Annotated in this window: 17 protein-coding genes and 2 pseudogenes; 10 read left to right on the plus strand and 9 right to left on the minus strand. The window is 73.1% G+C overall.

What is annotated here, in order from left to right; all coding sequences use genetic code 11:
* Window positions 1-85: 85 nt before the first annotated feature.
* The gene (locus ACF061_RS23400; protein ID WP_392268886.1) at window positions 86-1,471 is read right to left on the minus strand and encodes a wax ester/triacylglycerol synthase family O-acyltransferase; all 1,386 of its coding nucleotides are present in this window, start codon (window positions 1,469-1,471) and stop codon (window positions 86-88) included.
* 144 nt (window positions 1,472-1,615) lie between these two features.
* On the minus strand, window positions 1,616-3,937 hold the full coding sequence (locus ACF061_RS23405) for a GH92 family glycosyl hydrolase (RefSeq protein ID WP_392268887.1): 2,322 nt from the start codon (window positions 3,935-3,937) through the stop codon (window positions 1,616-1,618).
* A gap of 363 nt (window positions 3,938-4,300) precedes the next feature.
* Here ACF061_RS23405 and ACF061_RS23410 point away from each other — a divergent pair, with 363 nt between their 5' ends.
* Window positions 4,301-4,678 carry a hypothetical protein gene (locus ACF061_RS23410; protein WP_392268888.1) on the plus strand — a complete coding sequence of 126 codons (378 nt, stop codon included), beginning with the start codon at window positions 4,301-4,303 and terminating at the stop codon, window positions 4,676-4,678.
* Window positions 4,679-4,730: 52 nt separating this feature from the next.
* On the opposite strand, the gene glgC is transcribed toward ACF061_RS23410, so the two are convergent.
* The 3 genes from glgC to ACF061_RS23425 all read right to left on the minus strand — a co-directional run bounded on the left by glgC (window position 4,731) and on the right by ACF061_RS23425 (window position 8,195).
* Complete coding sequence (gene glgC / locus ACF061_RS23415) at window positions 4,731-5,951, minus strand: glucose-1-phosphate adenylyltransferase (RefSeq protein ID WP_392268889.1); 1,221 nt, start codon at window positions 5,949-5,951, stop codon at window positions 4,731-4,733.
* A gap of 50 nt (window positions 5,952-6,001) precedes the next feature.
* Window positions 6,002-7,165 carry a glycogen synthase gene (gene glgA / locus ACF061_RS23420; protein WP_392268890.1) on the minus strand — a complete coding sequence of 388 codons (1,164 nt, stop codon included), beginning with the start codon at window positions 7,163-7,165 and terminating at the stop codon, window positions 6,002-6,004.
* Window positions 7,166-7,298: 133 nt separating this feature from the next.
* Entirely contained in the window at window positions 7,299-8,195 is an 897-nt protein-coding gene (locus tag ACF061_RS23425) for a (2Fe-2S)-binding protein (protein WP_392268891.1), read from the minus strand.
* 248 nt (window positions 8,196-8,443) lie between these two features.
* On the opposite strand from ACF061_RS23425, the gene ACF061_RS23430 reads away from it, so the two are divergent.
* The gene (locus ACF061_RS23430; RefSeq protein WP_392268892.1) at window positions 8,444-9,775 is read left to right on the plus strand and encodes a DMT family transporter; all 1,332 of its coding nucleotides are present in this window, start codon (window positions 8,444-8,446) and stop codon (window positions 9,773-9,775) included.
* Here the strand turns inward: ACF061_RS23430 and ACF061_RS23435 are convergent.
* A complete protein-coding gene (locus ACF061_RS23435; RefSeq protein ID WP_392268893.1) occupies window positions 9,765-10,973 on the minus strand; it encodes a transglycosylase family protein in 1,209 nt (402 codons plus the stop codon). The genes ACF061_RS23430 and ACF061_RS23435 overlap by 11 nt on opposite strands.
* A 438-nt stretch (window positions 10,974-11,411) precedes the next feature.
* Between ACF061_RS23435 and gndA the strand changes: the two genes are divergently transcribed.
* Window positions 11,412-12,851 carry an NADP-dependent phosphogluconate dehydrogenase gene (gene gndA, locus ACF061_RS23440; RefSeq protein WP_392268894.1) on the plus strand — a complete coding sequence of 480 codons (1,440 nt, stop codon included), beginning with the start codon at window positions 11,412-11,414 and terminating at the stop codon, window positions 12,849-12,851.
* A gap of 748 nt (window positions 12,852-13,599) precedes the next feature.
* Here gndA and panD read toward each other — a convergent pair.
* Entirely contained in the window at window positions 13,600-14,019 is a 420-nt protein-coding gene (gene panD, locus ACF061_RS23445) for an aspartate 1-decarboxylase (RefSeq protein ID WP_392268895.1), read from the minus strand.
* A 353-nt stretch (window positions 14,020-14,372) separates the two neighbouring features.
* Here panD and ACF061_RS23450 point away from each other — a divergent pair, with 353 nt between their 5' ends.
* From ACF061_RS23450 to ACF061_RS23470, 5 genes and pseudogenes are all read left to right on the plus strand, one after another.
* Entirely contained in the window at window positions 14,373-14,903 is a 531-nt protein-coding gene (locus ACF061_RS23450) for a histidine phosphatase family protein (RefSeq protein WP_392268896.1), read from the plus strand.
* Between the two features lie 52 nt (window positions 14,904-14,955).
* Window positions 14,956-16,113: a TetR/AcrR family transcriptional regulator gene (locus tag ACF061_RS23455; RefSeq protein WP_392268897.1), complete on the plus strand. Its 1,158-nt coding sequence runs from the start codon at window positions 14,956-14,958 to the stop codon at window positions 16,111-16,113.
* Window positions 16,110-16,742, plus strand: coding sequence for a transcriptional regulator (locus tag ACF061_RS23460; RefSeq protein ID WP_392268898.1), 633 nt, complete (start codon window positions 16,110-16,112; stop codon window positions 16,740-16,742). The genes ACF061_RS23455 and ACF061_RS23460 overlap by 4 nt, the downstream gene beginning before the upstream one ends.
* 77 nt (window positions 16,743-16,819) lie before the next feature.
* Window positions 16,820-18,466 carry a pyruvate, phosphate dikinase gene (locus tag ACF061_RS23465; RefSeq protein WP_392268899.1) on the plus strand — a complete coding sequence of 549 codons (1,647 nt, stop codon included), beginning with the start codon at window positions 16,820-16,822 and terminating at the stop codon, window positions 18,464-18,466.
* A 120-nt stretch (window positions 18,467-18,586) separates the two neighbouring features.
* Window positions 18,587-18,697 (plus strand): annotated as a pseudogene (locus ACF061_RS23470) (IS630 family transposase); the annotation flags it as partial.
* 54 nt (window positions 18,698-18,751) lie between these two features.
* Here the strand turns inward: ACF061_RS23470 and ACF061_RS23475 are convergent.
* Window positions 18,752-18,892, minus strand: a pseudogene (locus ACF061_RS23475) (nuclear transport factor 2 family protein); the annotation flags it as partial.
* Window positions 18,893-19,103: 211 nt separating this feature from the next.
* On the opposite strand from ACF061_RS23475, the gene ACF061_RS23480 reads away from it, so the two are divergent.
* On the plus strand, window positions 19,104-19,247 hold the full coding sequence (locus ACF061_RS23480; protein WP_392268900.1) for a hypothetical protein: 144 nt from the start codon (window positions 19,104-19,106) through the stop codon (window positions 19,245-19,247).
* Window positions 19,248-19,701: 454 nt separating this feature from the next.
* Window positions 19,702-21,387, plus strand: coding sequence for a ribonuclease J (locus ACF061_RS23485; RefSeq protein ID WP_392268901.1), 1,686 nt, complete (start codon window positions 19,702-19,704; stop codon window positions 21,385-21,387).
* Window positions 21,388-21,712: 325 nt separating this feature from the next.
* On the opposite strand, the gene ACF061_RS23490 is transcribed toward ACF061_RS23485, so the two are convergent.
* Window positions 21,713-22,057, minus strand: a complete 345-nt coding sequence (locus ACF061_RS23490; protein WP_392268902.1) for a MerR family transcriptional regulator — start codon at window positions 22,055-22,057, stop codon at window positions 21,713-21,715.
* Window positions 22,058-22,360: the final 303 nt, after the last annotated feature.

Below are 22,360 nucleotides of genomic sequence, written 5' to 3' on the forward strand. Positions count from 1 at the left end.
GCGCGTCGACTCGCGCTCGCTTTCGAACGGGGGAGTTTACGGCAGCGTCGTGGCGTACCGCCAAACGAGCCGGGGACCGGCGTGATCAGGGGGCGCAGACCGTGATGAGCGTCTCCACCTCCTCGGACACGGCTCGGGCCAGCCGGTTCAGGTCCGGCACGGCCTGGGCGTCGGCGACCAGCCCGTAGTGGACGTGGCCCCGGTAGGTGGAGATGGCCACGGCCAGGGACTGGCCGGGGGCCAGCGGCGCGAAGGGGTAGACCGCGGTGAGCGGGTGGCCGCCGAGTCTCAGCCCGAAGCCGGGCAGCGGCACGCTGGTGACCAGGATGTCGAACCAGAGCCGGGCCGCCTGGCCGACCAGGGGGCCGCCGATCCGGTGGCCGAGGGCCGGCACGTGGTCGGCGAGCAGCGCGACGGCGCCCGCGCCCCGGTCGGGGCCCGCGTCCTTGTTGCGGTCCATCGCGGTGCGGACGGCGGTCAGGCGGCGCAGCGGGTCCGGGACGCCCACGGGCAGTTCCATCAGGTAGCCGGAGAGCCGGTTGCCCTGCGGCTGGGCGGCGCGCGGGCGGCGCCGGGAGACCGGGATCAGGGCGCGCGGCGCGACGCCCTCGCTGCCGTCGCCGCGTTCGTCGAGCCAGCTGCGCAGGGCGCCCGCGACGACCGCGATCAGCACGTCGTTGACGGTGCCGCCCACGGCCTTGCGCACCAGGTGCACGTCGTCGATGTCGATGACGACGCCCGCGGTGCGGCGGGTTCCGGTGGGCTGGGCGGTGAGGGCCGGGACGGAGCGGGTGGCGAGGGTGGAGCGGGCGACGGAGGCGCCGATGTCCAGGGCGCGGCCGACGTCGGACAGCGCGCCGCGCAGCAGTCCGGGCAGTTCGCGCACGTCCGGCAGCAGACCGCCGCGCGGTTCGGGCGGGCGGGGCCTGCGCACGGGCAGGTCCACCGGGTCCAGCACGGCCGCGGCCAGGCTCAGGGCGCGCAGCCCGTCGGCGAGGGCGTGGTGGAACTTGAAGAGCACCGCGAAGCAGACGCCGTCCTCGCCGGGCAGCACGTGCGCCTCCCACGGCGGGCGGTTGCGTTCCAGCGGGCGCTGCATGAGCCGGCCGGCCGCCGCGTGGAAGTCGCGGGCCGGGGCGTGCAGCCGGACGTGGTTGAGCGGGTCGAAGCAGGGATCGGGCTCGCGGGTGGCGCCGCCGAGGCCGAGCGGCCGGCGCAGCCCGTGCGCCAGGGAGCGGCCCAGGCCGCGCGGGAGGGGGTTGCGCAGGTCCAGCGGGCGCCAGGTGTCGCGGATGCGCATGCGCAGTCCGGGCACCGCGGCGGCGCGGGCGGCCAGCAGATCGGCCGCGTGCGCCCCGGCGGTGGGCGAACGCGCCGAGAAGATCCCGAGCGCGCCGAGGTGCATGGGGTGGTCGGCGGACTCGATGTTCCAGAACGCCAGGTCGAGGGGGGCGAGCGGATCGGAAGTCATGACGTGCCTCGGGTCGGCGGTGGGTGAGCCTGCGGTCAACCGTCCTCGGCCGATCACGGTCGAGTACGATCATGCTACGCTCAGTCAACTTCTGATCAAGTCCCGCCCCGCGGTCCGTGGCGGGCCGCGGGGCGGGACGCCGGGTCATCCCAGCGCGGGGGGCGCCGCCTGCGCTGACGTGCCCCACGACGACGGCCGCGGGCCCACGGTGTAGTGCAGGGTGCGCAGCGCGCGCAGGTCACGCGTGGTCAGGTAGGTCCGCTCGTACGCCGCCCCGTCGGCCCGGACCGTCTGCACGTACCGGTGGTCGCGGGAGGTGCCGGGCGACGTGACGGTGAGGGCGCCCCGGGGGTAGTAGCGGCGGTCCAGCCGCAGGTCGACGCGGTCGAAGACCGGCGTGGACAGGCCCCAGGTGGGGTAGCCGGGCTGCACCGGGTACAGGCCGATGGAGGACAGGACGTTCCAGGCGGACATGGTGCCCAGGTCGTCGTTGCCGGTCAGTCCGGCCGGCTCGTCGGTGAACAGGGTCAGCGCGGCGTGCACCACGTCGGTGGTCTTCCACGGCTGCCCGGTCGACAGGTACGTGTAGGGGGCGAGCAGGTCCGGCTCGTTCTGCGGGTTGTACTTGTCGGTGTCGTAGTACGCGTACGGCCCGTCGACCCAGACCTCGCGGGCGGTGCGCTCGGGGTTTGCCAGCAACCGGTCGTAGGCGAAGAACTCGTCGAGCCGTTCGTTGGTGAGCCGCTCGCCGCCGATCAGGCGCACCAGGCCGGGCAGGTCCTGCGGCACCAGCCACTGGTACTGCCAGGCCGTGCCCTCGTGGAAGCCGACGCTCTGCGCAGGGCTCCACGGTCCGGTGAAGGCGCCGGAGGTGTCGCGGGCGCGGAAGAAGCGCGTCGAGGGGTCGAACAGGTTCCGGTAGTTCCGGGACCGGGCCGCGTACCGGGCGGCGTCCTGCCGGTGGCCCAGGGCGCGGGCCATCTGGGCGAGCATCGCGTCCGACAGGGCGTACTCCAGGGTCGCCGAGGCCCCGAAGGCGTAGTCGGAGTGGCCGGACTTCGGGGGCTCGTGGCCCTTGACGTAGGGGACGTAGCCGCGGGCGAGGTAGTCGCGGACGCCGTCCCGGCCGACCGCCGGCGAGTCGGCGGGCGGCAGTTCGTCGGCGTTGCGCCTGAGCGCCCGGTACGCCCGCTCCTCGTAGCCGTGCAGCAGTCCCTGGTGGTAGGCGTTGGTCAGGAACGGGGTGACGGGATCGCCGGTCATCACGTTCGTCTCGACGGTGCCGTAGCCCCACTTGGGCAGCCAGCCGCTCTCCTCGGCGACCCGGATCACGGAGATCGCCATGTCGCGGGAGTCGGCGGGCGCGAGCAGGGCGAGGAACTGGGTCTGGGTGCGGTAGGTGTCCCACAGCGACCAGTTCTGGTAGTAGGTGAACCCGTCGGCGCGGTGGACGCGCCGGTCGAAGCCGGTGTAGCGGCCGTCGGCGTCGCTGCCCACGTTGGGCGCGAGGAAGGCCCGGTACAGCGCCGAGTAGAAGGTGCGGCGCAGCGAGTCGGCGCCGCCGTGCGCGCGGACGTCCGCGAGCCGCTCCTCCCAGGCCCGCCCGGCGGCGGCGCGCACGGTGTCGAACGAACGGCCGCCCTCCGCGCGCAGATTGCCCGCCGCGCCGGCCGCGTCGACGTACGACAGCGCGGTGGTGGCCTCCACGGTGCGGTCCCCGGTGGTGTCGAACCGCAGGTAGGCGCCGCCGCGGCCGGTGCGCGAACCGGGGGTGACGGTGGCGCCGTCCCAGGTGCCGTACGCGGTGAACGGCCGGTCGAAGCGGGTGATCGTGTGGACCGTGTACGGCAGCGTGTCCTTGCAGAAGCCGCGGCCGGTGACGGCGGTGCGCACGGTGTGGTCGTCCAGGATCTCCACCTTCGAGGCGACCATGCGGTGCAGCGCCTGGCCGGCGTCGATCAGGACGTTGGCCTTGTCGGTGGCGGGGAAGGTGTAGCGCTGCACCCCGGTGCGGGTGGACGCGGTCAGCTCGGCCCGGATGCCGGAGTCCAGGCCGACCCGGTAGTAGCCGGGGCTCGCCGTCTCGTCCGCGTGGCGGAACCCGGCGGCGTACTTGGCGTTGTCCGTCTGTGTGACGTCACCGGTGGTCGGCAGCACCGGCAGGTCGCCGCCGAGACGGCAGCCGACGCCGGAGAGGTGGACCAGGGAGAAGCCGCGGACGCGGCTGTGGGCGTAGTCGTAGCCGGTGCTGTGACCGGTGTCCGGTGAGAGTTGCACCATGCCGAAGGGCACGGCGGCGCCGGGGAAGGTGTTCCCTTCGTTCGCGGTTCCGATGAACGGGTTGACCAGGTCGGTGAGCCGGGCGTCGCGCTGTTCGGCGGCCGGTGCGGTGCCGGGGGCGGCGGACAGCGCGGACACTGCCACCGCCCCGGCCACGCACAGGCGCAGGCGCCGGGTCCATCTCATGCGGGCAGACCTCCCAAGGAGACGTCGTTGCCTGCATGATCGGGCCCGCGGGGCGCTGTGCCGGGCAACCGGCGGGTGTCGCGCGCGACGCGTCGCGCACCGGCGGAGCGGGAGCCGCTCCCGGGCGCGCCCCACCGGCTCGGGGACGCGCAGCCGACGGGCGCGCGCCGTCGGGCGCGCGCCCGCGGTGTCGCGGGCCCACGGTGTCGCGGGCCCGCGGACGGACCGCGCCGCTGCCGACGGATCCGGTACGGGAGATCCAAGTGGACCGCGGGCCCGCGGGGCGCGCACCATGGGGGCGTCGCTTCCGCGTCGCGCGTGCCGACGCCGACGCTCCCCTCCCTCGGAAGGGAAGTGAACCGGATGCCCAAGGTCTCCCGGGACACCGCCACCCAGGGCGGCGACTACGGCCCGGTCGTCGAGCACTCCGAGGACCTGGAGCCCTACACGGTGGACTTCCGCGTCTTCCGCGAGGACGTCGATCTGACCCCCCTGCTCAAGGATCTGCCGGACGGCCGCTGCCAGTGCCCGCACTGGGGCTACGTCTTCAAGGGCGAGCTGGCCCTGCGCTACCCCGACCGCGACGAGGTGTACCGGGCCGGGGAGGCCTTCTACGCCCCTCCCGGGCACGTCCCCGTGCACACCGCGCCGGGCACCGAGTACGTGCAGTTCAGCCCGGCCGACGACGTGCGCCGGGCCAGCGCGATCACCTTGAACCACTTCCCGCCGCTGAGCGGCTGAGCGTCCGCGGGACCCGGCTCCCCGGCTCCGGGCGGCCCGGGCCCCGCCGGGCCTACGGCACTCGCTGGCCCTTGCCCAGGGCGATCACCCCGCCCTTGGAGACGGTGTAGAGCTCGGCGTCCCGTTCCGGGTTGACGCCGATCGTCGCGCCCGGCGGCACCTCCACGTTCTTGTCCAGCACCGCGCCGCGCACCACCGCGCCCCGGCCGACGCGGACGTTGTCGTGCAGCACCGAACCCTGGACCACCGCCCCCGGATCGACCCGGACGCCCGGCGAGAGGACCGAGCGCGTGACCTGCCCGCGGATCAGGCAGCCCGCGCTGATGATCGACTCCCCCGCGATGCCGCCCGCGTTGAACCGGGCCGGGGAGAGCTGGTTGGAGTGGGTGTAGATCGGCCAGTCGCGGTTGTAGAGGTTGAAGGCGGGGCGCTCGGCGATCAGGTCCATGTGGGCGTCGTAGTACGCGTCGAGCGTCCCCACGTCCCGCCAGTAGCCCTGGTCGCGGCTGGTCTCGCCGGGCACGTGGTTGGCGCTGAAGTCGTACAGCTGCGCCTGGCCGCGCTCGGTGAGCTGGGGCAGTATCGAACCGCCCATGTCGTGCACCGATTCGGGGTCCTCGGCGTCCCGGTGCAGCGCCTCGATCAGCACCTTGGTGGAGAAGACGTAGTTGCCCATGGAGGCGAAGACGCGCTGCGGGTCGTCGGCGAGGCCCGGCGGGTCGGCGGGCTTCTCCAGGAAGCGCTCGACGCTCCGTCCGTCCGGGCCCGGCGTGATCACCCCGAACGAGGAGGACTCGGCGCGCGGCACCCGGATGCCCGCGACCGTCACGCCCGCGCCGCCCTCGATGTGCTGCCGGAGCATCTGCCGCGGGTCCATCCGGTAGACGTGGTCGGCGCCGAACACCGCGACGTACTCGGGTTGTTCGTCGTGGACCAGGTTGAGCGACTGCAGGATCGCGTCGGCGCTGCCCAGGTACCAGCGGGGGCCGAGCCGCTGCTGGGCGGGGACCGGGGTGACGTAGTTGCCGAGCAGGCTGGACATCCGCCAGGTCGTGGTGATGTGCCGGTCCAGCGAGTGCGACTTGTACTGGGTCAGCACGCAGATGCGCAGGATGTCGGCGTTGACGAGGTTGGACAGGACGAAGTCGACGAGGCGGTAGGTGCCGCCGAAGGTGACCGCGGGTTTGGCGCGGTCGGCGGTCAGCGGCATCAGACGCTTGCCCTCGCCGCCCGCCAGGACGATTCCGAGGACCGAAGGTCCACCACGACGCATGGCCGCTCCCCTCACCCGGTTGCCCCACTACTGCCCTGGGCCGCGGCGTACTAAGCCTGCCCGAGGACCTCCTCGTACAGCCGTGCGGTGCGCCGGGCGACCGCGTCCCAGCCGAACTCCGCCACCGCACGCACCCGTCCGGCCTCGCCCATGCGGCGTGCCGCCGCCGGATCGGCGAGCACCGCGTCCAGGGCGCGGGCCAGCCCCGTCTCGAAGTCGCCGTCGACGTCGACGAGCACCCCGGTGCGGCCGTCGTCGACCACCTCGGGGATCCCGCCCACGCGCGAGGCCACGACGGGGGTGCCGCAGGCCATCGCCTCCAGGTTGACGATGCCCAGCGGCTCGTACACCGACGGGCAGACGAAGACGGCGGCGTGCGTGAGCAGCTGGACCACGTCCGGGCGCGGCAGCATCCGCGGGATCCAGTGCACCCCCTCGCGGGCCCGGCTCAGCTCCTGGTACAGGTCGCGGAACTCCCGGTCGATCTCCGGTGTGTCCGGCGCGCCCGCGCACAGTACGACCTGTGCGGCCGGGTCGATCTCCCGCACCGCGCGCAGCAGGTGGGGCACGCCCTTCTGGCGGGTGATGCGGCCCACGAACAGCACGTAGGGGCGGTCCGGGTCGAGGCCGGCCCGGGTGAGGGCGTCGGTGCCGGGGTCGGGGCGGTAGAGGGTGGTGTCGATGCCGTTGTGGATGACGTGGACGCGGGCCGGATCGAGCGCCGGGTAGCAGCCGAGGATGTCCTCGCGCATGGCGCCGGAGACGGCGACCACCGCGTCGGCGGCCTCGACCGCGGTCCGCTCGGCCCACCCCGACAGGGCGTATCCGCCGCCGAGCTGCTCGGCCTTCCAGGGACGCAGCGGCTCCAGGGAGTGCGCGGTCAGCACGTGCGGCACGCCGTACAGCAGCTTGGCCAGGTGGCCGGCGAGGTTGGCGTACCAGGTGTGGGAGTGGACGAGCTCGCGTCCTTGCAGGGCGGCGGTCATCGCGAGGTCCACGGAGAAGGTGCGCAGGGCGTCGTTGGCGCCGTCCAGCGCCGGCCAGGGGCGGTGGCGCGTGACACCGGCCGCCCGCTCGGCCGAGGAAGGCTCGCCCCAGGAGTGCACCTCCAGGTCGACGAGCCGCCCCAGTTCCCGCGCGAGGAACTCGACGTGGACACCGGCCCCGCCGTAGACGTCCGGCGGATACTCCCGGGTCAGCAGTCCCACTCGCACGCGCAACTCCCTCGGTCTCGGTGGCCGGTTGCCCCGGTCCGGCGCTGCCGCCCGGGGCTCCGGCCGGTCGGGTCGGCCGGCCGGCTTCGGTGCCGGCCGCCTTCGGCCGGTCCCTCACCGGTTCCCTTCATGGTCACCCGGAGGCGGCCCGCGGGGAAGGGCGCGGGGCTCGTGCGAAGCAACAGTCGCCGCAGACCCCGCCTCCGGGGACCCGGTAGTAGAGGCAGCAGCTACGGCGCCGGAACTCCGTGCCGGTGAGGGTTCCCGTTCCGGCGAGCAGGGGGTGCGCGAGGAGTCGTGCGGCCAGGCCGCGGGCCCGGTCGCCGAGTTCGGGGCGGCCGTCGCCCCGCGCCCACCGGTCCAGTTGGCGCGCCGCGCCGGCCAGCGCGGAGGCCGCGTTGCCGCGCAGCAGCCCGGGAGCGACGCGGTAGCGGTCATGCAGGGCCGCCGTCAGGGGTTCGACGTGGCCGTGCAGCACGACCTGAGCGAGCGTGGCCGGGTCGGCGGGCAGCGCGCGCACCTCGGTGAGCCACAGGTCCTCGGGGGCACCGCCCTCGGGGTCCCAGCGGAGCAGGCGGGGGTCGAGGTCGGGGATCCTGCCGTACCGCACGGCGCAGCCCAGCGCGGCGGACCACAGCCGGGCCGCGAGCGCCTGCTGCGCCACCGAGGCGGCGACCCGCGGTTCGGGGGCGCCGATGCCCTCGACGACCCGGCGCACGCGCACGGCCAGAGGGTGCGGGCCGCCGTGGGCCCCGGCGCGGGAGGACGGCCGGACGTCCGTGCCGGGGCCCACGGCGCGGGCGGACGGGCGGACGTCCATGGGGTGGGCGTCCGCGGGGCGGGCGTCCGCGGGGCGGGCGTCGGCGGGGCGGGCGGATGGGCGGGCGTCCGTGGGGCGGGCGTCCGCGGGGCGGGCGCCGCCGTAGGCTTCGGCGAGGGTGGGCAGCGGGCCGTTCGGCGGCTCGCCCGTGCGCAGGACGAAGAAGCCGCCGAGGGGGCGGAGGGCGGCGAGGTCCGCGTCGAGGTCCATGGGAAGCAGTAGTACCAACACCTCGCCACGCCAAGCCCCTTAGGGGGTTCCAGCAAGGGCTCCGCGTCCCTTGTCGCCCACCCAGGGGAGGAGTGCGGGCCGGGCGTACTCCATCGGCAGTATGACCCATTGCGTGCTCAGGAACGACGACGGGAAGAGCTCGGCACGGCAAGGTGTTGGACCATGGAAGCCGACCGTTCGCCGCGCCGGGCCCGCCGCCCCCGCCGCCGCCCGCAGAGGAGCAGCCGATGAGCGCCCTCGCGTTGTCCGTGCTGCTGTCACTCGTCTCCGCCGTCGCCTACGCCGGCGGGGCGATCGTGCAGGAACGGGTCGCGGTGTCCTCGCCCGGCGAGCGGTACGCGCCGCTGCGCCGGCCGGTCTGGTGGGCGGCGGTCGCGCTGAACGGTCTGGGCGGACTGCTGCACGTGGTGGCGCTGGCCTACGGCCCGCTGAGCCTGGTGCAGCCGCTGGGCGCCCTCACCATCGTGTTCGCGCTGCCCATGGCCGCGCTCTTCGTCGGCCGCCGGGCCGGCGCCGCCGCCTGGCGGGGCGCGATCATGGCGACGGTGGGGCTCGCGGGTCTGCTGTCCCTGGTGGGCGCCTCGCACGCGCAGACGCTGAGCGCGGCGCAGCGGGTGACCCTGGCGGTGGTGACCGGCGGCGCGCTCGTGGCGCTGACGGTCGCGGGCCGGGCTGCGCACCGGCACCCGGCGGTGCGCAGCGTGCTGCTAGCCGTCGGCTCCGGGCTCGCCTTCGGCATGTCCTCGGTGTTCACCAAGACGGTCGCGGTCGACTGGACCGACGGGGTCGCGGCGGCGGAACTGCCGTCCCTCGCCGCGATCGGCGTACTGGCCACGGCGGGCATGCTGCTGTCGCAGGCGTCGTACCGCGGCGGTGGCCTGGCCGCGCCGCTGGCGACGCTGACCGTGGTGAACCCGGTGGCGGCGGCCGCGGTCGGCATCACCATGTTCGGTGAGACCTTCCGCTACGGCACCACCGGCACCGTGCTCGCCCTCGCCTGCGGTGTGCTGGCCGTGGGCGGCCTGATCCTGCTGACCACCGAGCGCCTGGAGCGCACGGCGCCGGCGGCACGGTCCGCGGCGGCGCCCGCCCCGTCGTCCCCCTCGGACGACGCCGGGGCCGGGCCGGCGCCCTTCGACGGCCCCTCCTCGACGGACACCGACGCGGCGGCTCCCGCGCCTTTGGAGGAGCCGGCGTCCGGCCCGGAGGGCCCGGAGGGCGCGGCACGCTCCGAGGAGCCGCCGCCGTCGGGGCCGGCCGGGGCGGAGCCCGCGGTGCTGGACCCCGCGGCGGTGCGGACGGCGGTGGACGCGCCGCCGCGTGAGACGCTCGCGGTCAGGATCCCCTCCCAGCCCGACGCGCCCCCGGACGACGTCCTGGTGACCGCCGGGCCGGCGCCCGAGGAGGCCGCGGCGGCCGGGTCCGGGCGGGACCGGGAGGAGTCGCCGCTCGCCCCGGAGGCGTATCCGGGCGGGACGTTCCTCGCGGTCCCCTTCCACCGGGGCCCCTACGTCCGGATGCCCGTCCTCGACCGGCACCGCGCCCGCGTCAGATCCTGACGCCGCCGGCCCGGAGATAGGCGACCGGGTCGATGTCCGAGCCGAAACCGGGCCCCGTCCGCACCTCGAAGTGCAGATGCGGGCCCGTGACGTTGCCGGTGGCGCCCGAGCGGCCGATGCGCTGCCCGGCGGTGACCGTCTGCCCGGTGCGCACGGAGATCGCCGACAGGTGCCCGTACTGGGTGTAACGCCCGCCGGCGTGCCGGATCACCACCTGGTAGCCGTAGGCGCCGCCCCAGCCCGCGCTGACCACCTGACCGGTCGCGGCCGCGTGCACCGACGTGCCGGTGGGCACCTCGAAGTCGACGCCGGTGTGGTAGCCCTTCGACCAGTGCGAACCGGTCGTCCGGTAGCCCGTGCCGATCGTCCCCCGCACCGGGGCGACGAAGGTGTGCGTCGGGGTGGAGTGGGGCCGGCCGGTCCGGCTCGTCTCCGTGGGCCGGGTCGCGGGCTTGGTCTTCGTCTTCCCGGACGGCCGCGGGGCGGTGCGGCTCTCCTTGGCCGGGGCTGGCGTGGTGCGCGTCGCGCGCAGCGAGAGCCGCTGACCGGGCATGATGAGGTCGGGGTCGTCGCCGATGGTGACGCGGTTGGCGGTGTACAACTGGTGCCAGCCGCCCCGGACATGACGGTCCTCGGCGATGCCGGAGAGGGTGTCGCCGTGCACCACCGTGTACATCTCGGCGGTGCCCGCGCGCGACTGGGGAGTGGTCTGCGGCTGCACGTCGCGCACCGAACTCCTCGCGTGTCCGGTGCTCTTGGCGCTCCCGCTCGACACGGCCCGCGTCGCCGCGCCGTCGGGGTGGACGCCGGGGTCGCCGCCGCCGCGGGTGAGACCGGCCCGCGCCGAACACACCGGCCAGGCACCGGGCCCCTGCCCGTCGAGCACCTTCTCCGCGACCGCGATCTGCTGGTCCCTGGTGGCCAGGTCCGCGCGGGGCGCGTACCGCGTCCCGCCGTACGCCTCCCAGGTGGACCGGGTGAACTGCAGCCCGCCGAAATAGCCGTTGCCGGTGTTGACGCCCCAGTTGCCGCTCGACTCGCAGGCGGCCACCTTGTTCCAGGTGGACACGTCGGCAGCGTGCGCGACGCCGGCGCCGATGAGCGGGATGGCGATCCCGGCGCCGCCCGCGGTGACGGTGAGCGAGGCGCGGTTGATCCTGTTCGGCTGATACCGGCGGTGCCGGCCGCGTGCGGCCATGTCTGTAGCCCCCTCGCCATGCGTCAGGAGCGGCAAAAGTAGACGCCGCCAACGAACGGTGACAAGACGGCTATCGGCCGCTTCGTAAGCTCAAATGGCCTGTATGGGGCTGTCGTTGGCCTGATCGGTGTGGGCGGCGCCGGGGCCCCGGTCGCCCGCCGTGCGCGGGCGGACGCGCCGGAGGTGGATGTGCGGTCGCCGTACGGGCACGTCAGGATGGTCCAAGAGCGGCACGACGGCCCGGACGGCACCGGCAGGACCGGCGGCCGCGGCCGGCGCCACCGTGACACCACGGACCGCGCCGTGGACAGCAGGACGAACGGCCGGACCGACGGCAGGACCGACGGCCGGACCGACGGCAGGACCGACGGCAGGACCGACGGCAGGACGAACGGCACCACGCAATCCACTCGATCGATTGTTCGAGGAGCAGGCGGTATGAGCACTACAGCCCAGATCGGCGTCACGGGGCTCGCGGTCATGGGCCGCAACCTCGCCCGCAACTTCGCGCGCAACGGCTACACGGTCGCACTGCACAACCGGACGGTGTCCCGGACGCACGCCCTGGTGGAGGAATTCGGACACGAGGGCGAATTCGTCCCGGCCGAGACCGCCAAGGAGTTCGTGGCGGCGCTGGAACGGCCGCGCCGCCTGGTCGTCATGGTGAAGGCCGGCGAGCCGACCGACGCGGTGATCCAGGAGTTCGCACCCCTCCTGGAGCCCGGTGACATGATCATCGACGGCGGCAACGCGCACTTCGCGGACACCCGGCGCCGCGAGCGGGAACTGCGCGAACAGGGCATCCACTTCGTCGGCACCGGCATCTCCGGCGGCGAGGAGGGCGCGCTGCACGGGCCGAGCATCATGCCGGGCGGCTCGAAGGAGTCGTACGACTCGCTGGGGCCCATGCTGGAGAAGATCTCCGCGAAGGCGAAGGACGGCGCGCCGTGCGTCACCCATGTCGGCCCGGACGGCGCCGGCCACTTCGTGAAGATGGTGCACAACGGCATCGAGTACGCCGACATGCAGCTGATCGGCGAGGCGTACCAGTTGCTGCGGGACGTGGCCGGCTGCTCACCCGAGCAGATCGCGGAGATCTTCCGCACCTGGAACACCGGCCGGCTGGACTCCTACCTGATCGAGATCACGGCCGAGGTGCTGTCGCACGTGGACGCGGCGAGCGGGAAGCCGTTCGTCGACGTGGTCGTGGACCAGGCCGAACAGAAGGGCACCGGCCGCTGGACGGTGCAGATCGCGCTCGACCTGGGCGTGCCGGTCTCGGGCATCGCGGAGGCGGTCTTCGCGCGCTCGCTGTCGGGGCACGCCGCCCTGCGCGCCGCCTCCCGCGGCCTGGCCGGCCCGAAGGCGTCCGCGTTGTCCGAGTCGGACGCGGCGGCCTTCGCGGACCGGGTGGAGCAGGCGCTGTACGCCTCGAAGATCGTGTCGTACACCCAGGGCTTCCACGAGATCGCGGCGGGCAGCGAGGAGTACGGCTGGGACATCGACCTCGGCGCGGTCTCCGCGATCTGGCGGGGCGGCTGCATCATCCGGGCCGCCTTCCTGGACCGCATCCGGGCCGCGTACGACGCCCGGCCGGACCTGCCGAGCCTGCTGTCCGACGACACCTTCGCCCAGGAGATCGCGGCGGCCCAGGACGACTGGCGCGAGGTCCTGGTCGCCGCGACCCGGCAGGGCGTGCCGACACCCGGTTTCGCGGCGGCCCTCGCCTACTACGACGCCCTGCGCGCCGAACGACTCCCGGCGGCCCTGACCCAGGGCCAGCGCGACTTCTTCGGCGCGCACACCTACCGCCGGGTGGACCGGGACGGGTCGTTCCACACGCTGTGGGGCGGTGACCGCTCGGAGGTGACCGCGTAGCCCCGCGGCACTCCCCCGGACGGGCGCACCACCGCGCACCGCCCGCCGTGCCACGGCCGGGCCGCCCGCCGCCCGCCGTGCCACGGCCGGGCCGCCCGCCGCCCGCCGTGCCACGGCCGGGCCGCCCGCCGCGTCCGGTGAGGACGGTCGTGTCCCGCTCCGGCAGGTGGTGCCCCGCCCCGCGGATCAGGTGAGCGGCGGCCCCGGCTCGGGGTTCGGCACCGGCTCCGGCCCCGGGGGGATGGGAGACGGGGAAGGCTCCGGCGGCGGCCCGGGAGTCGGACCCGGGGGCGGCGTCGGAACCGGCCCCGGCGGCGGTCCCGGAGCCGGCGGCGGCTCGGGGGCCGGGTGCGGCTCGGGGGTGGGCACCGGATCCGGGTGGGGTTGCGGCGGCTGGGGGTCCGGGCCCGGCGTGGGGCCGGGTCCGGGGCCCGGGGTGGGCGACGGCGGTACGGGGTCGGGGTACGGGTTCGTCATGGCGTCCTCCGGCCAGTCGGTCGAGATCGGCTCTGGACTACTCCCCGCCTACCCGAGGCCCGCGCGACCAGTCACCCGGGAGCACGGCGGCGTCGACCCGGCCGGCCCCGTCACCCGGGGGTCGGTGGCGACCCGGCCGGCCCCGGTCAACGCGGCCGCCGGGCGCCTCCCCCCGGACGGCTCCAGGACCGAACGGCCCTCGCCATGCCCGGTACGCCGAGCGGACATGGCCCTGAACGACCGATCACGGACGTCGCCGGAGGCGTACCGGTCAGGCGGAGACCGCCTGCGGGCTGCGCTCCTGGTCCGTGCCCGGCACGGGCGCGGACGGGTCGGCGCCCAGCGCCACGATCCGGTTCTCCGCGTCCACGTGCACGACCCGCGGCTGGAGCGCCCGCGCCTCGGCGTCGGTCACCTGGGCGTAGCTGATGATGATCACCAGGTCGCCGGGGTGGACCAGGTGCGCGGCCGCCCCGTTGATCCCGATGACACCCGACCCGCGCTCGCCCTCGATGACATAGGTCTCCAGCCGGGCCCCGTTGGTGATGTCGACGATGTGGACGAGCTCACCGGGCAGCAGATCGGCGGCGTCCAGCAGATCCGCGTCGATGGTCACCGATCCCACGTAGTGCAGGTCGGCCTGGGTGACGGTGGCACGGTGGATCTTGGACTTGAACATGGTACGCAACATCGGGGCACTCCCACCAGTAGGCTCCCTGCCTGCGTTTTTGCAGGTCAAGGGCTGTTTCCACACCCTACAACGAGTCGCATGTCCGGGCAGCTGTCCCCAGTTCCTTCAGGACTCATGCTGACCACTTGCCGACTTTCCTGACGCCGCGCCAGATTGCCGGGGAAGGCTTCGCCCACTCTCGCGGACCCCACCGTGGCGACGGCCCAAGCCTACGCAGCACCCCCCGAAGGACGTCCGTGATCACCGTCACGCGGACGGTCCGGAAGGTAGTCGTGAACACCTGCCTTCCCATCGAAATGTTGTTACCATCTGGATGTTCCAGGCATCTCCGTCCCTCCCCCGGAAGGGCCGACGTGGCGACTAGGCGTCTGTTCATGGTCGGGCACGGCGCAGCCGACGCCTTCGGGACGCTCACCGAAGTCGGACGGCGCCAGACGGAGTTGCTCGCGGAGCGCTTGGCCCGCCTGCCGATCGACACGGTGTGGCACTCGCCGCTGCCCCGGGCGGTGCGCTCGGCCCAGCTCATCGGCGAGCGTCTGAACGGGGTCCCCGTGCGGGAGGCGGCCGAGCTGACCGACCACATGCCGCACGTGCCGAAGAACCCGCCGGCGGCATGGGCCGGGGTCTTCGACGGCTACGACCCCGCCGAAGCGGCCAAGGGGGAGCGCCTCGCGAACGCGCTGACCGACCGGTTCGCCCGCCCCGCCGACACCGAGACGCACGAGGTCCTGGTCACCCACGCCTACCAGGTGGCCTGGCTCTTGCGGCACGCCCTCGGCGCGCCACGTGAGCGGTGGCTGGGGATGAGCTGCGGGAACACGGCGGTGACGGCGATCGAGTATTGCACCGACGCGGCCCCTCACTGGTGGTCTACAACGACATGAGCCATCTCCCCGCGGACCTGCGCTGGACGGGCTTCGAAGGGAAGGGGCCGCGATGGTCCGGTTGACTCGGGCTCAACAGCAGGAGCGCACCCGTGCCGCCGTGCTGACCGCGGCGAAGGCCGAGTTCACCGAGCGCGGGTACGCCACGGCGAAGGTGGACCGGATCGCCGAGCGGGCCGAACTGACGCGTGGCGCGGTGTACTCGAACTTCCCGAGCAAACGCGCCCTCTATCTGGCCGTGCTGATCGACATGGTCGAGCGCGCCGCCGCCGCGGAGCACGGCACCGCCGGCGGGATCCGTCCCTCGGCGGCACCCGCCCGGACCTCCACCGCCGAGGCCCTGGGGGCTTTCGCCCGCATCTGGCTCGAACGGCTGCCGCTGGCCGACCACAGCCCCTCCGCCGGCCGGGTGCACGGCCCACTGACCGAGGTGCTCGACCACGAACCCATCCGTGCCACGTTCGGCCAAGTGACCCGCCTGGAGGCGCTGTTGCTGGCGCTCGCGCTGGAGTCACCGGCCTCACGCGCCTGTACCGACACGCCGCCCGCGCGACAGGTACGGCGGGCTCAGCTGGTCCTGCGGCTGCTGGACGGTCCGGGCGCCTCGGCGGATCCGGCCCTCGGGTTCGGCGACCCCTTCGACATCGCACAGGCCTGCGCACACCTGGGCGAGCTCGCCCTCGCCGACACCTGGAACCCCCCGCACCTGCCCTACGTCCCGCCCGCGCGAGCCTGCCGGGACCGCTGGGACCCGCCGCGTGAGCTACGGGACCTGCTCAGCCGGCGCATGGTCGGATTCACCGAGGGCGGCGTGATCACGGTCCTCGGCACCCACCGTCTCGAAGCCGCGGAAGAGGCCGTGCGCAGCGCGAGGGCCGGTGATCTGGTCACTGTGGCCGTCACCACGGCCGACCCCGCCGAGATCGGACGCCTCGTCCAACTGAGAATCGGCGACTTCGCCCGCTGCCTGTGGCGCGCGTTCGACCCCGACAGCCGGCCGCGCCTGCGCCTCGTCCTCGACGAGCGCGGCCTGCTGGCATCGGCCGTCGGCGTACCGGACGCCGACGACACCACCGAGTACGCGGTCCGCGTACGGCACGACACGATCGTCACCCGAGCCCAAGGTCCGGGTGCCGCGCATGCCGCGGCCACCCACGACCTCACCACCGCAGACGTTTCCCACACCACACCCGATGGGGCCGCGCCATGACCCAACCCGTTTCGTCCCACGCCACCAGCACCGATCTGCTGGTGCTCCACGCCCTTCGCTGCATCGGCTTCTCGGGCCTGTCCGCAGTGGCCGGGGCGACAGGACTGCCCGAGTCCGACGTCGAGTCGGAACTGATCGACCTCGCCGTCGCCGGACTCGTCATGCGCACCCCGGGCGACTTCGGTGGCTGGGGTCTCACGGACGCAGGCCGCGCCGCGGACGCCGAGCGGATCGCCGACGAGGTGGCGGCGGCCGGTGTGCGCCCCGCTCTGACCGCGGCCTTCGACCGGTTCCTCGTTCTCAATCCCGAACTCCTCGACCTCTGCACGGCATGGCAGACCCGCACCGTCAACAGCGCCATGACGATGAACGACCACAGCGACTCCTCCTACGACGCCCGTGTCCTCGACCGGTTCACGGAGTTCCACCAGCGTGCCGAACCCCTGTGCGCGGAGCTGTCCACGGCCCTGCTCCGGTTCCGGCGCTATCCCGTCCGGCTCGCCGACGCGCTCGCCCGCGCGAGGTCCGGCGCGCTGGAGTACGTGACGGACAGCACCGCCTCGTACCACACCGTGTGGTTCCATCTGCACGAGGACCTGCTGGCCACGCTCGGCATCCCACGCCACTGAACCCACCGGCCGCCGCCCGTGGCACCTCCCTCTCCCCCGCACCGAAGCAGCAGAGGCGACGCAGAGATGACAACGCGATGACCTGGATTCACTCGCTCTCGGCAGAGGTCGAGGAGACCATAGATGTCCTCGGCGGCAAAGCGCACGGGCTCATCGTGCTCCGACGTCTGGGGCTGCCCGTGCCACCGGGGTTCGTCATCGGTACGGAGGCATGCCGTGCCTACCTCCGTACCGGGCGGCTGCCTCACGGCCTTACCGCCGAACTCGTGTGTGCCGTAGCCGAGTTGGAGGCGGCCGTGCACCGCGAGCTCGGCGGCTCGGAGCGTCCGCTGGCGGTGTCGGTCCGCTCCGGCGGCAAGGTGTCGATGCCCGGCATGATGAGCACCGTCCTCAACCTCGGGCTCACCTCCGGGGCGACGGCCGCGCTGGCCGAAGAGACGGGCGACCCGCGTTTCGCGCTGGACTCACGGCTGCGGTTCCTGACCAGCTTCGCCTCCCAGGTCGTCGGCGTGGGCCAGGAGAGCCTGGCGAGCGTGGACCGGGCGATCGCCGGGCGCGACGGCGAGCCGAGCGCCCTCGAGACGGCGATCCGCGAGGTCGAGCGGCTCATCCACGAACGAAGCGGCAAGCCCGTTCCCGAGGACGCGACCCGGCAGTTGGAGCTCGCCGTCGAGGCGGTGTTCTCGTCGTGGGACACCCCGCGCGCCAGGACCTACCGCGCCCTGCACGACATCCCCGGCGACCTCGGCACGGCGGTGACCGTCCAGGCGATGGTGTTCGGCAACCGCGATGAGCACAGCGGTACGGGTGTCGCCTTCAGCCGCGATCCCAACACCGGTGAACAAGTCCCGTTCGGTGAGGTCCTGTTCGGCCGCCAGGGCGAGGACGTCGTCTCCGGCACCTCGCTGACCGGCCCCCTGCGCGAGCTGGCCGACCGGGAACCCGCCGTATGGACGCGCCTGTTGACCGCCCTGGATCAGCTGGAGGAGCACTACCGCGACGCGTGCTATGTCGAGTTCACCTTCGAGGCAGGTGAGTTGTGGATCCTCCAGGTGCGTCCCGGCCGATTCGTCGGGCGTGCCGCGGTACGGGTCGCGGTCGACCTCGCCGAGGCGGGTACGATCGGGCACGACGAGGCGCTGTTGCGCGTCTCGCCGCAGCATCTCGCCCAGGTGCGGACGCCGAGGATCACGGCGATCGACCCCCGGGACGTCTTCACCCGAGGGCTCGGAGCCTCTCCGGGCGTCGCCGTCGGCCGGGTGGCGACCACCGCCGACAGCGCGGCGCGGCTGGCGGCGGGCGGACCGGTCGTCCTGCTGCGCCCGGAGACCTCCCCGCTCGACATGCACGGCCTGGCCGCCGCGACCGGGGTCGTCACCGCACGCGGCGGGCCGACCAGCCACGCGGCCGTGGTGGCGCGGGCGATGGGAAAGCCCGCCGTCGTGGGGGCCACGGGCCTCACCGTCGACGCCGCCGACGGCTGCGTCCGGGCGGGCGGGCGCACCCTGCCCGAGGGCACGCTCATCGCCGTTGACGGAACGGGCGGCGAGGTCGTCGTGGGTGAACCTCGCATCGTCGCGGCCGCGACCGACCCGCACCTGCACCAGCTGCTCGGCTGGGCGGACGACGTCGCGGGCGGCGCCGACGGCGACCGTGACGAGATGGAACGCCTGTCCGCGGCGCGGGCCGTCCTGCGTGGCGCCGGCCAGGGGGCGCCCAGCTGACCCCGCGGGCTCGGGTAAGGGCAGGGGCTAAGGGCAGGGGCTTGGTATAGACATGTGAAAGCGGTGTCCCCCGGCAGGGCGCTGGTCAGCCTCCCCCGCTGGTGGCGGCAGGAGGCCCGAGCCAACGCCCGCCACCCCGACGTGCTCGCCGCCCAACGCGAGGAACGCGCCCGCATCCGCGGCGAAAAGGGCATTCGCTGGGGCGGACGCCCCTGCAACACCACAGCCTGACCAACTGCGAACCGCAGCTCCCGAGCACCGAAGGGGGCATGTTCAGGAAAAGGTTTCGCTGCGACCCAACGGTCCCCAGAAGACCACGTCTGAAGTCAGGGCCTGGGAGAGCAGGGCAGTCACATAGCTGTCGTCCGAGGCGTTGAACGCGGAGATGAACGTGTCGATCGCGGAGCGTGCGGTCTCTTCCTGCATACCCCAGTAATACCAGCCGTTTCGCGTGCGCTCGTCCCACAAGCCGCCTTCCGATCACGGTGGACCGGTCACGGCACTGGATCGCCGCGTCGAGCCCGTCCACGTCCGCCGATTTGGGACCGAACCGCTTCTGGGCAGCTTGCCGGGTCACCCCCGGACTCCTACCGATCTCGGCCCAGGTCGCACTCGCCTTACGGGCCTCATCCACGAAATGTCCGACGAGTTGATCGGCAACAGAGGTGAGCCGCTCGGACATGGCCACCGCGTCGGAGAGGTGCACGAGCGCATCGCCATCCGAGTGAAGCCCGAACACATCGTCGACCGATTCGTCGATTCGTACCACTTCACCCATTAGGCGATTCTGGACTTGCAGGCAATTGCTTGTCGACCTGGAGATGACGAAATCGAGCCCACCCGTTTCTCCGCGCGCCGGGGCCGTGGCGTCGCGGCAGGGGCCAACCAGTCCCACTGGGCTTCTCACCTGCGTGATTCACGCGACACAAGCTGCCGTGAAGCCGTCGACCAGCAGCGTGCACGGAAGATTGTTCCGGAACGCCGATTCGCCCGTCAGGCAAGTCGGCGGATCCAGGGCAAGTCGCTGACCGGGGTCAGTGGCGGTGAGGTGGAGGACCAGCGCCGACCAGGACACTCCTCACCGCACGACCGAGTCTCGGGGCCGAGGCGGCGGACGGATGACGGATGCCGGCCTGTGCGCCGGTACGTCTCCATGGCGGCGGGTCGTGTCGACCGCTCGCTTGAGCACACAGGCAGTGGATCACACTGTCCCGCACTCCGGGTACCGTCAGGGTATGAGTCATCCGCACCCCGAGCTGAAAGCCGCACCGCCCCTTCCCGAAGGAGGGCTGCGGGTCATCGCCCTGGGCGGCCTCGGTGAGATCGGCCGCAACATGACCGTCTTCGAGCACGCGGGCAAGCTGCTCATCGTCGACTGCGGCGTGCTGTTCCCCGAGGAGACCCAGCCCGGCGTGGACGTGATCCTGCCGGACTTCACCTCCATCCGGGACCGGCTGGACGACATCGTGGCCCTGGTACTCACCCACGGCCACGAGGACCACATCGGCGGCGTACCGTACCTGCTGCGCGAGCGGTCCGACATTCCCGTCGTCGGCTCCAAGCTGACGCTGGCGTTCCTGGAGGCCAAGCTCAAGGAACACGGCATCCGGCCGCGCACGGTGCGGGTGCGGGAGGGCGACCGGCGTGGTTTCGGGCCGTTCGACTGTGAGTTCGTGGCGGTCAACCACTCCATCCCCGACAGCCTCGCGGTCGCGATCCGCACCCGGGCCGGGATGGTGCTGCACACCGGCGACTTCAAGATGGACCAGTTCCCTCTCGACGACCGCATCACCGATCTGCGAGCCTTCGCCCGCCTCGGCGAGGAGGGCGTGGACCTGTTCCTCACCGACTCCACCAACGCCGAAGTGCCCGGCTTCACCACCTCCGAGCGGGAGCTGAACCCCGCGATCGAGCAGGTGATGCGCACCGCGCCGCGCCGGGTCATCGTCTCCAGCTTCGCCAGCCACGTGCACCGCATCCAGCAGGTCCTGGACGCCGCCCACCAGCACGGCCGCAAGGTCGCCTTCGTCGGCCGGTCGATGGTCCGCAACATGGGCATCGCCCGTGACCTGGGCTATCTGAAGGTTCCCTCCGGTCTGATCGTGAGCACGAAGGAGCTGGAGAAGCTCCCGGACCACAAGATCACTCTGGTGTGCACCGGCTCCCAGGGCGAACCGATGGCCGCGCTGTCACGGATGGCCAACCGCGACCACATGATCCGCATCGGCAAGGGCGACACCGTCCTGCTCGCCAGCTCGCTCATCCCCGGCAACGAGAACGCCATCTACCGGGTGATCAACGGACTCACCCGGTGGGGCGCCCACGTGGTCCACAAGGGCAACGCCAAGGTGCACGTCTCCGGGCATGCCAGCGCCGGCGAACTCGTCTACTGCTACAACATCGTCAAGCCCCGCAACGTCATGCCGGTGCACGGCGAATGGCGCCACCTGCGGGCCAACGGCGACCTCGCCATCCGTACCGGTGTGGACCCCGACCGGGTCGTCATCGCCGAGGACGGCGTCGTCGTCGACCTGGTCGAGGGGCGCGCGTCCATCACCGGCAAGGTCCCCGCCGGCAACGTCTACGTGGACGGCATGGAAGTCGGCGGTGCCACCGAGGCGTCCCTCAAGGACCGCCTCACCCTCGCCGCCGAGGGCGTGCTCACGGTGGTGGCGATCGTCGACGCGGACACCGGCGCCCTCGCCGAGGCGCCCGACTTCCTGGCCCGCGGCTTCGTCCACGACGACACCACCTTCGAGCCGGTCATCCCCGTCATCGAGAAGACCCTGGCCACCGCCGCCGAGGAAGGCGTCGGGGACCCGCGCCAACTCGAACAACTCATCGCCCGCGCCGTGGCGAACTGGGCGTTCCGCACCCACCGCCGCAAGCCCCTCATCATCCCCGTCATCATCGACGCCTGAGCCGCAGCCCGGCCGCACGGTCCCCGTGCCGGCCGCGGCACCGCCCTGGACGGACCTCCCGGGCGGTGCCGCCTCAGCGGCGCCCGGAAGCTGCCCCAGGTCCCAGAGCCCCGTCGCCCATTGCGACCTCCGGTCGGTTGTCGCTCCTCCTCCCCCGGCTGCGCCCCTCGTCACCCAGCACATCCGTCACACCCGCTCGTGGTTCTCCCTTCCGGCGGGCCGGTCGACGCGTTGAGCACGCCTGAGCCGGAGAAACGGCGGTGTGGCCCCTGGGCGGCCTCGTCCGGGGACGGTGCATCGGTCGCCTCGGGTTCCGGCGTTCCGATCAGGCTGATGTCTTCGGCTGAGGCTTGCCGCCCTCGGCGCGCAGTTGCTCGTTGATGCGCTGCGCCTCCTCGAGCTGGTCTTCGAGGATGACGATGCGGCAGGCGGCCTCTATGGCGGTGCCCTGGTCGACGAGTTCCCGGGCCCGGGCGGCGATGCGCAGTTGGTAACGGGAGTAGCGGCGATGGCCGCCATCGGAGCGCAGCGGGGTGATCAAGCGGTGTTCGCCGAGGGCGCGGAGGAAGGCAGGGGTGGTGCCGAGCATCTCGGCGGCCCGTCCCATGGTGTAGGCGGGGTAGTCGTCATCATCGAAAGGATCGACGAGACGGGAACCGGCAGGCGGCATAGACCTCTTCTTTCGGGGACGCGTCGGGGGGCCCGGGTGCCAGTACGGCACCCGGGCCCCGAGCTTTCAACACCATCTACCGGCGCACTGCGCCGGCCTTCTTCTTCCGCGGCCGCCTGGAAGGGCGGGGTTGCGGGGATCGCGACTGCGTGACCGGGGACCACCTTCCAATCCGGGGCCTTGCGGTACCCGGGCGGACTGCCTACTCGCCCGGGCGATCCTGATGGCGCTCTGCTCCTTACCTTTCGATTACACGGATGAAACGGGTGCTGCTCACGGCCCCACGGGGCCGTGTCCTTCTGG

The sequence above is a fragment of the Streptomyces sp. NPDC015220 genome (assembly GCF_043079345.1).
Classification (GTDB): domain Bacteria; phylum Actinomycetota; class Actinomycetes; order Streptomycetales; family Streptomycetaceae; genus Streptomyces.

What these genes read in the sequence shown, in the direction of transcription:
- ACF061_RS23400 (WP_392268886.1), bottom strand. Translation starts at nt 1,471, where the DNA reads ATGACTTCCGATCCGCTCGCCCCCCTCGACCTGGCGTTCTGGAACATC.
- ACF061_RS23405 (WP_392268887.1), bottom strand. Translation starts at nt 3,937, where the DNA reads ATGAGATGGACCCGGCGCCTGCGCCTGTGCGTGGCCGGGGCGGTGGCA.
- ACF061_RS23410 (WP_392268888.1), top strand. Translation starts at nt 4,301, where the DNA reads ATGCCCAAGGTCTCCCGGGACACCGCCACCCAGGGCGGCGACTACGGC.
- glgC (WP_392268889.1), bottom strand. Translation starts at nt 5,951, where the DNA reads ATGCGTCGTGGTGGACCTTCGGTCCTCGGAATCGTCCTGGCGGGCGGC.
- ACF061_RS23425 (WP_392268891.1), bottom strand. Translation starts at nt 8,195, where the DNA reads ATGGACCTCGACGCGGACCTCGCCGCCCTCCGCCCCCTCGGCGGCTTC.
- ACF061_RS23430 (WP_392268892.1), top strand. Translation starts at nt 8,444, where the DNA reads ATGAGCGCCCTCGCGTTGTCCGTGCTGCTGTCACTCGTCTCCGCCGTC.
- ACF061_RS23435 (WP_392268893.1), bottom strand. Translation starts at nt 10,973, where the DNA reads ATGGCCGCACGCGGCCGGCACCGCCGGTATCAGCCGAACAGGATCAAC.
- gndA (WP_392268894.1), top strand. Translation starts at nt 11,412, where the DNA reads ATGAGCACTACAGCCCAGATCGGCGTCACGGGGCTCGCGGTCATGGGC.
- panD (WP_392268895.1), bottom strand. Translation starts at nt 14,019, where the DNA reads ATGTTGCGTACCATGTTCAAGTCCAAGATCCACCGTGCCACCGTCACC.
- ACF061_RS23455 (WP_392268897.1), top strand. Translation starts at nt 14,956, where the DNA reads ATGGTCCGGTTGACTCGGGCTCAACAGCAGGAGCGCACCCGTGCCGCC.
- ACF061_RS23460 (WP_392268898.1), top strand. Translation starts at nt 16,110, where the DNA reads ATGACCCAACCCGTTTCGTCCCACGCCACCAGCACCGATCTGCTGGTG.
- ACF061_RS23465 (WP_392268899.1), top strand. Translation starts at nt 16,820, where the DNA reads ATGACCTGGATTCACTCGCTCTCGGCAGAGGTCGAGGAGACCATAGAT.
- ACF061_RS23480 (WP_392268900.1), top strand. Translation starts at nt 19,104, where the DNA reads ATGTCCGACGAGTTGATCGGCAACAGAGGTGAGCCGCTCGGACATGGC.
- ACF061_RS23485 (WP_392268901.1), top strand. Translation starts at nt 19,702, where the DNA reads ATGAGTCATCCGCACCCCGAGCTGAAAGCCGCACCGCCCCTTCCCGAA.
- ACF061_RS23490 (WP_392268902.1), bottom strand. Translation starts at nt 22,057, where the DNA reads ATGCCGCCTGCCGGTTCCCGTCTCGTCGATCCTTTCGATGATGACGAC.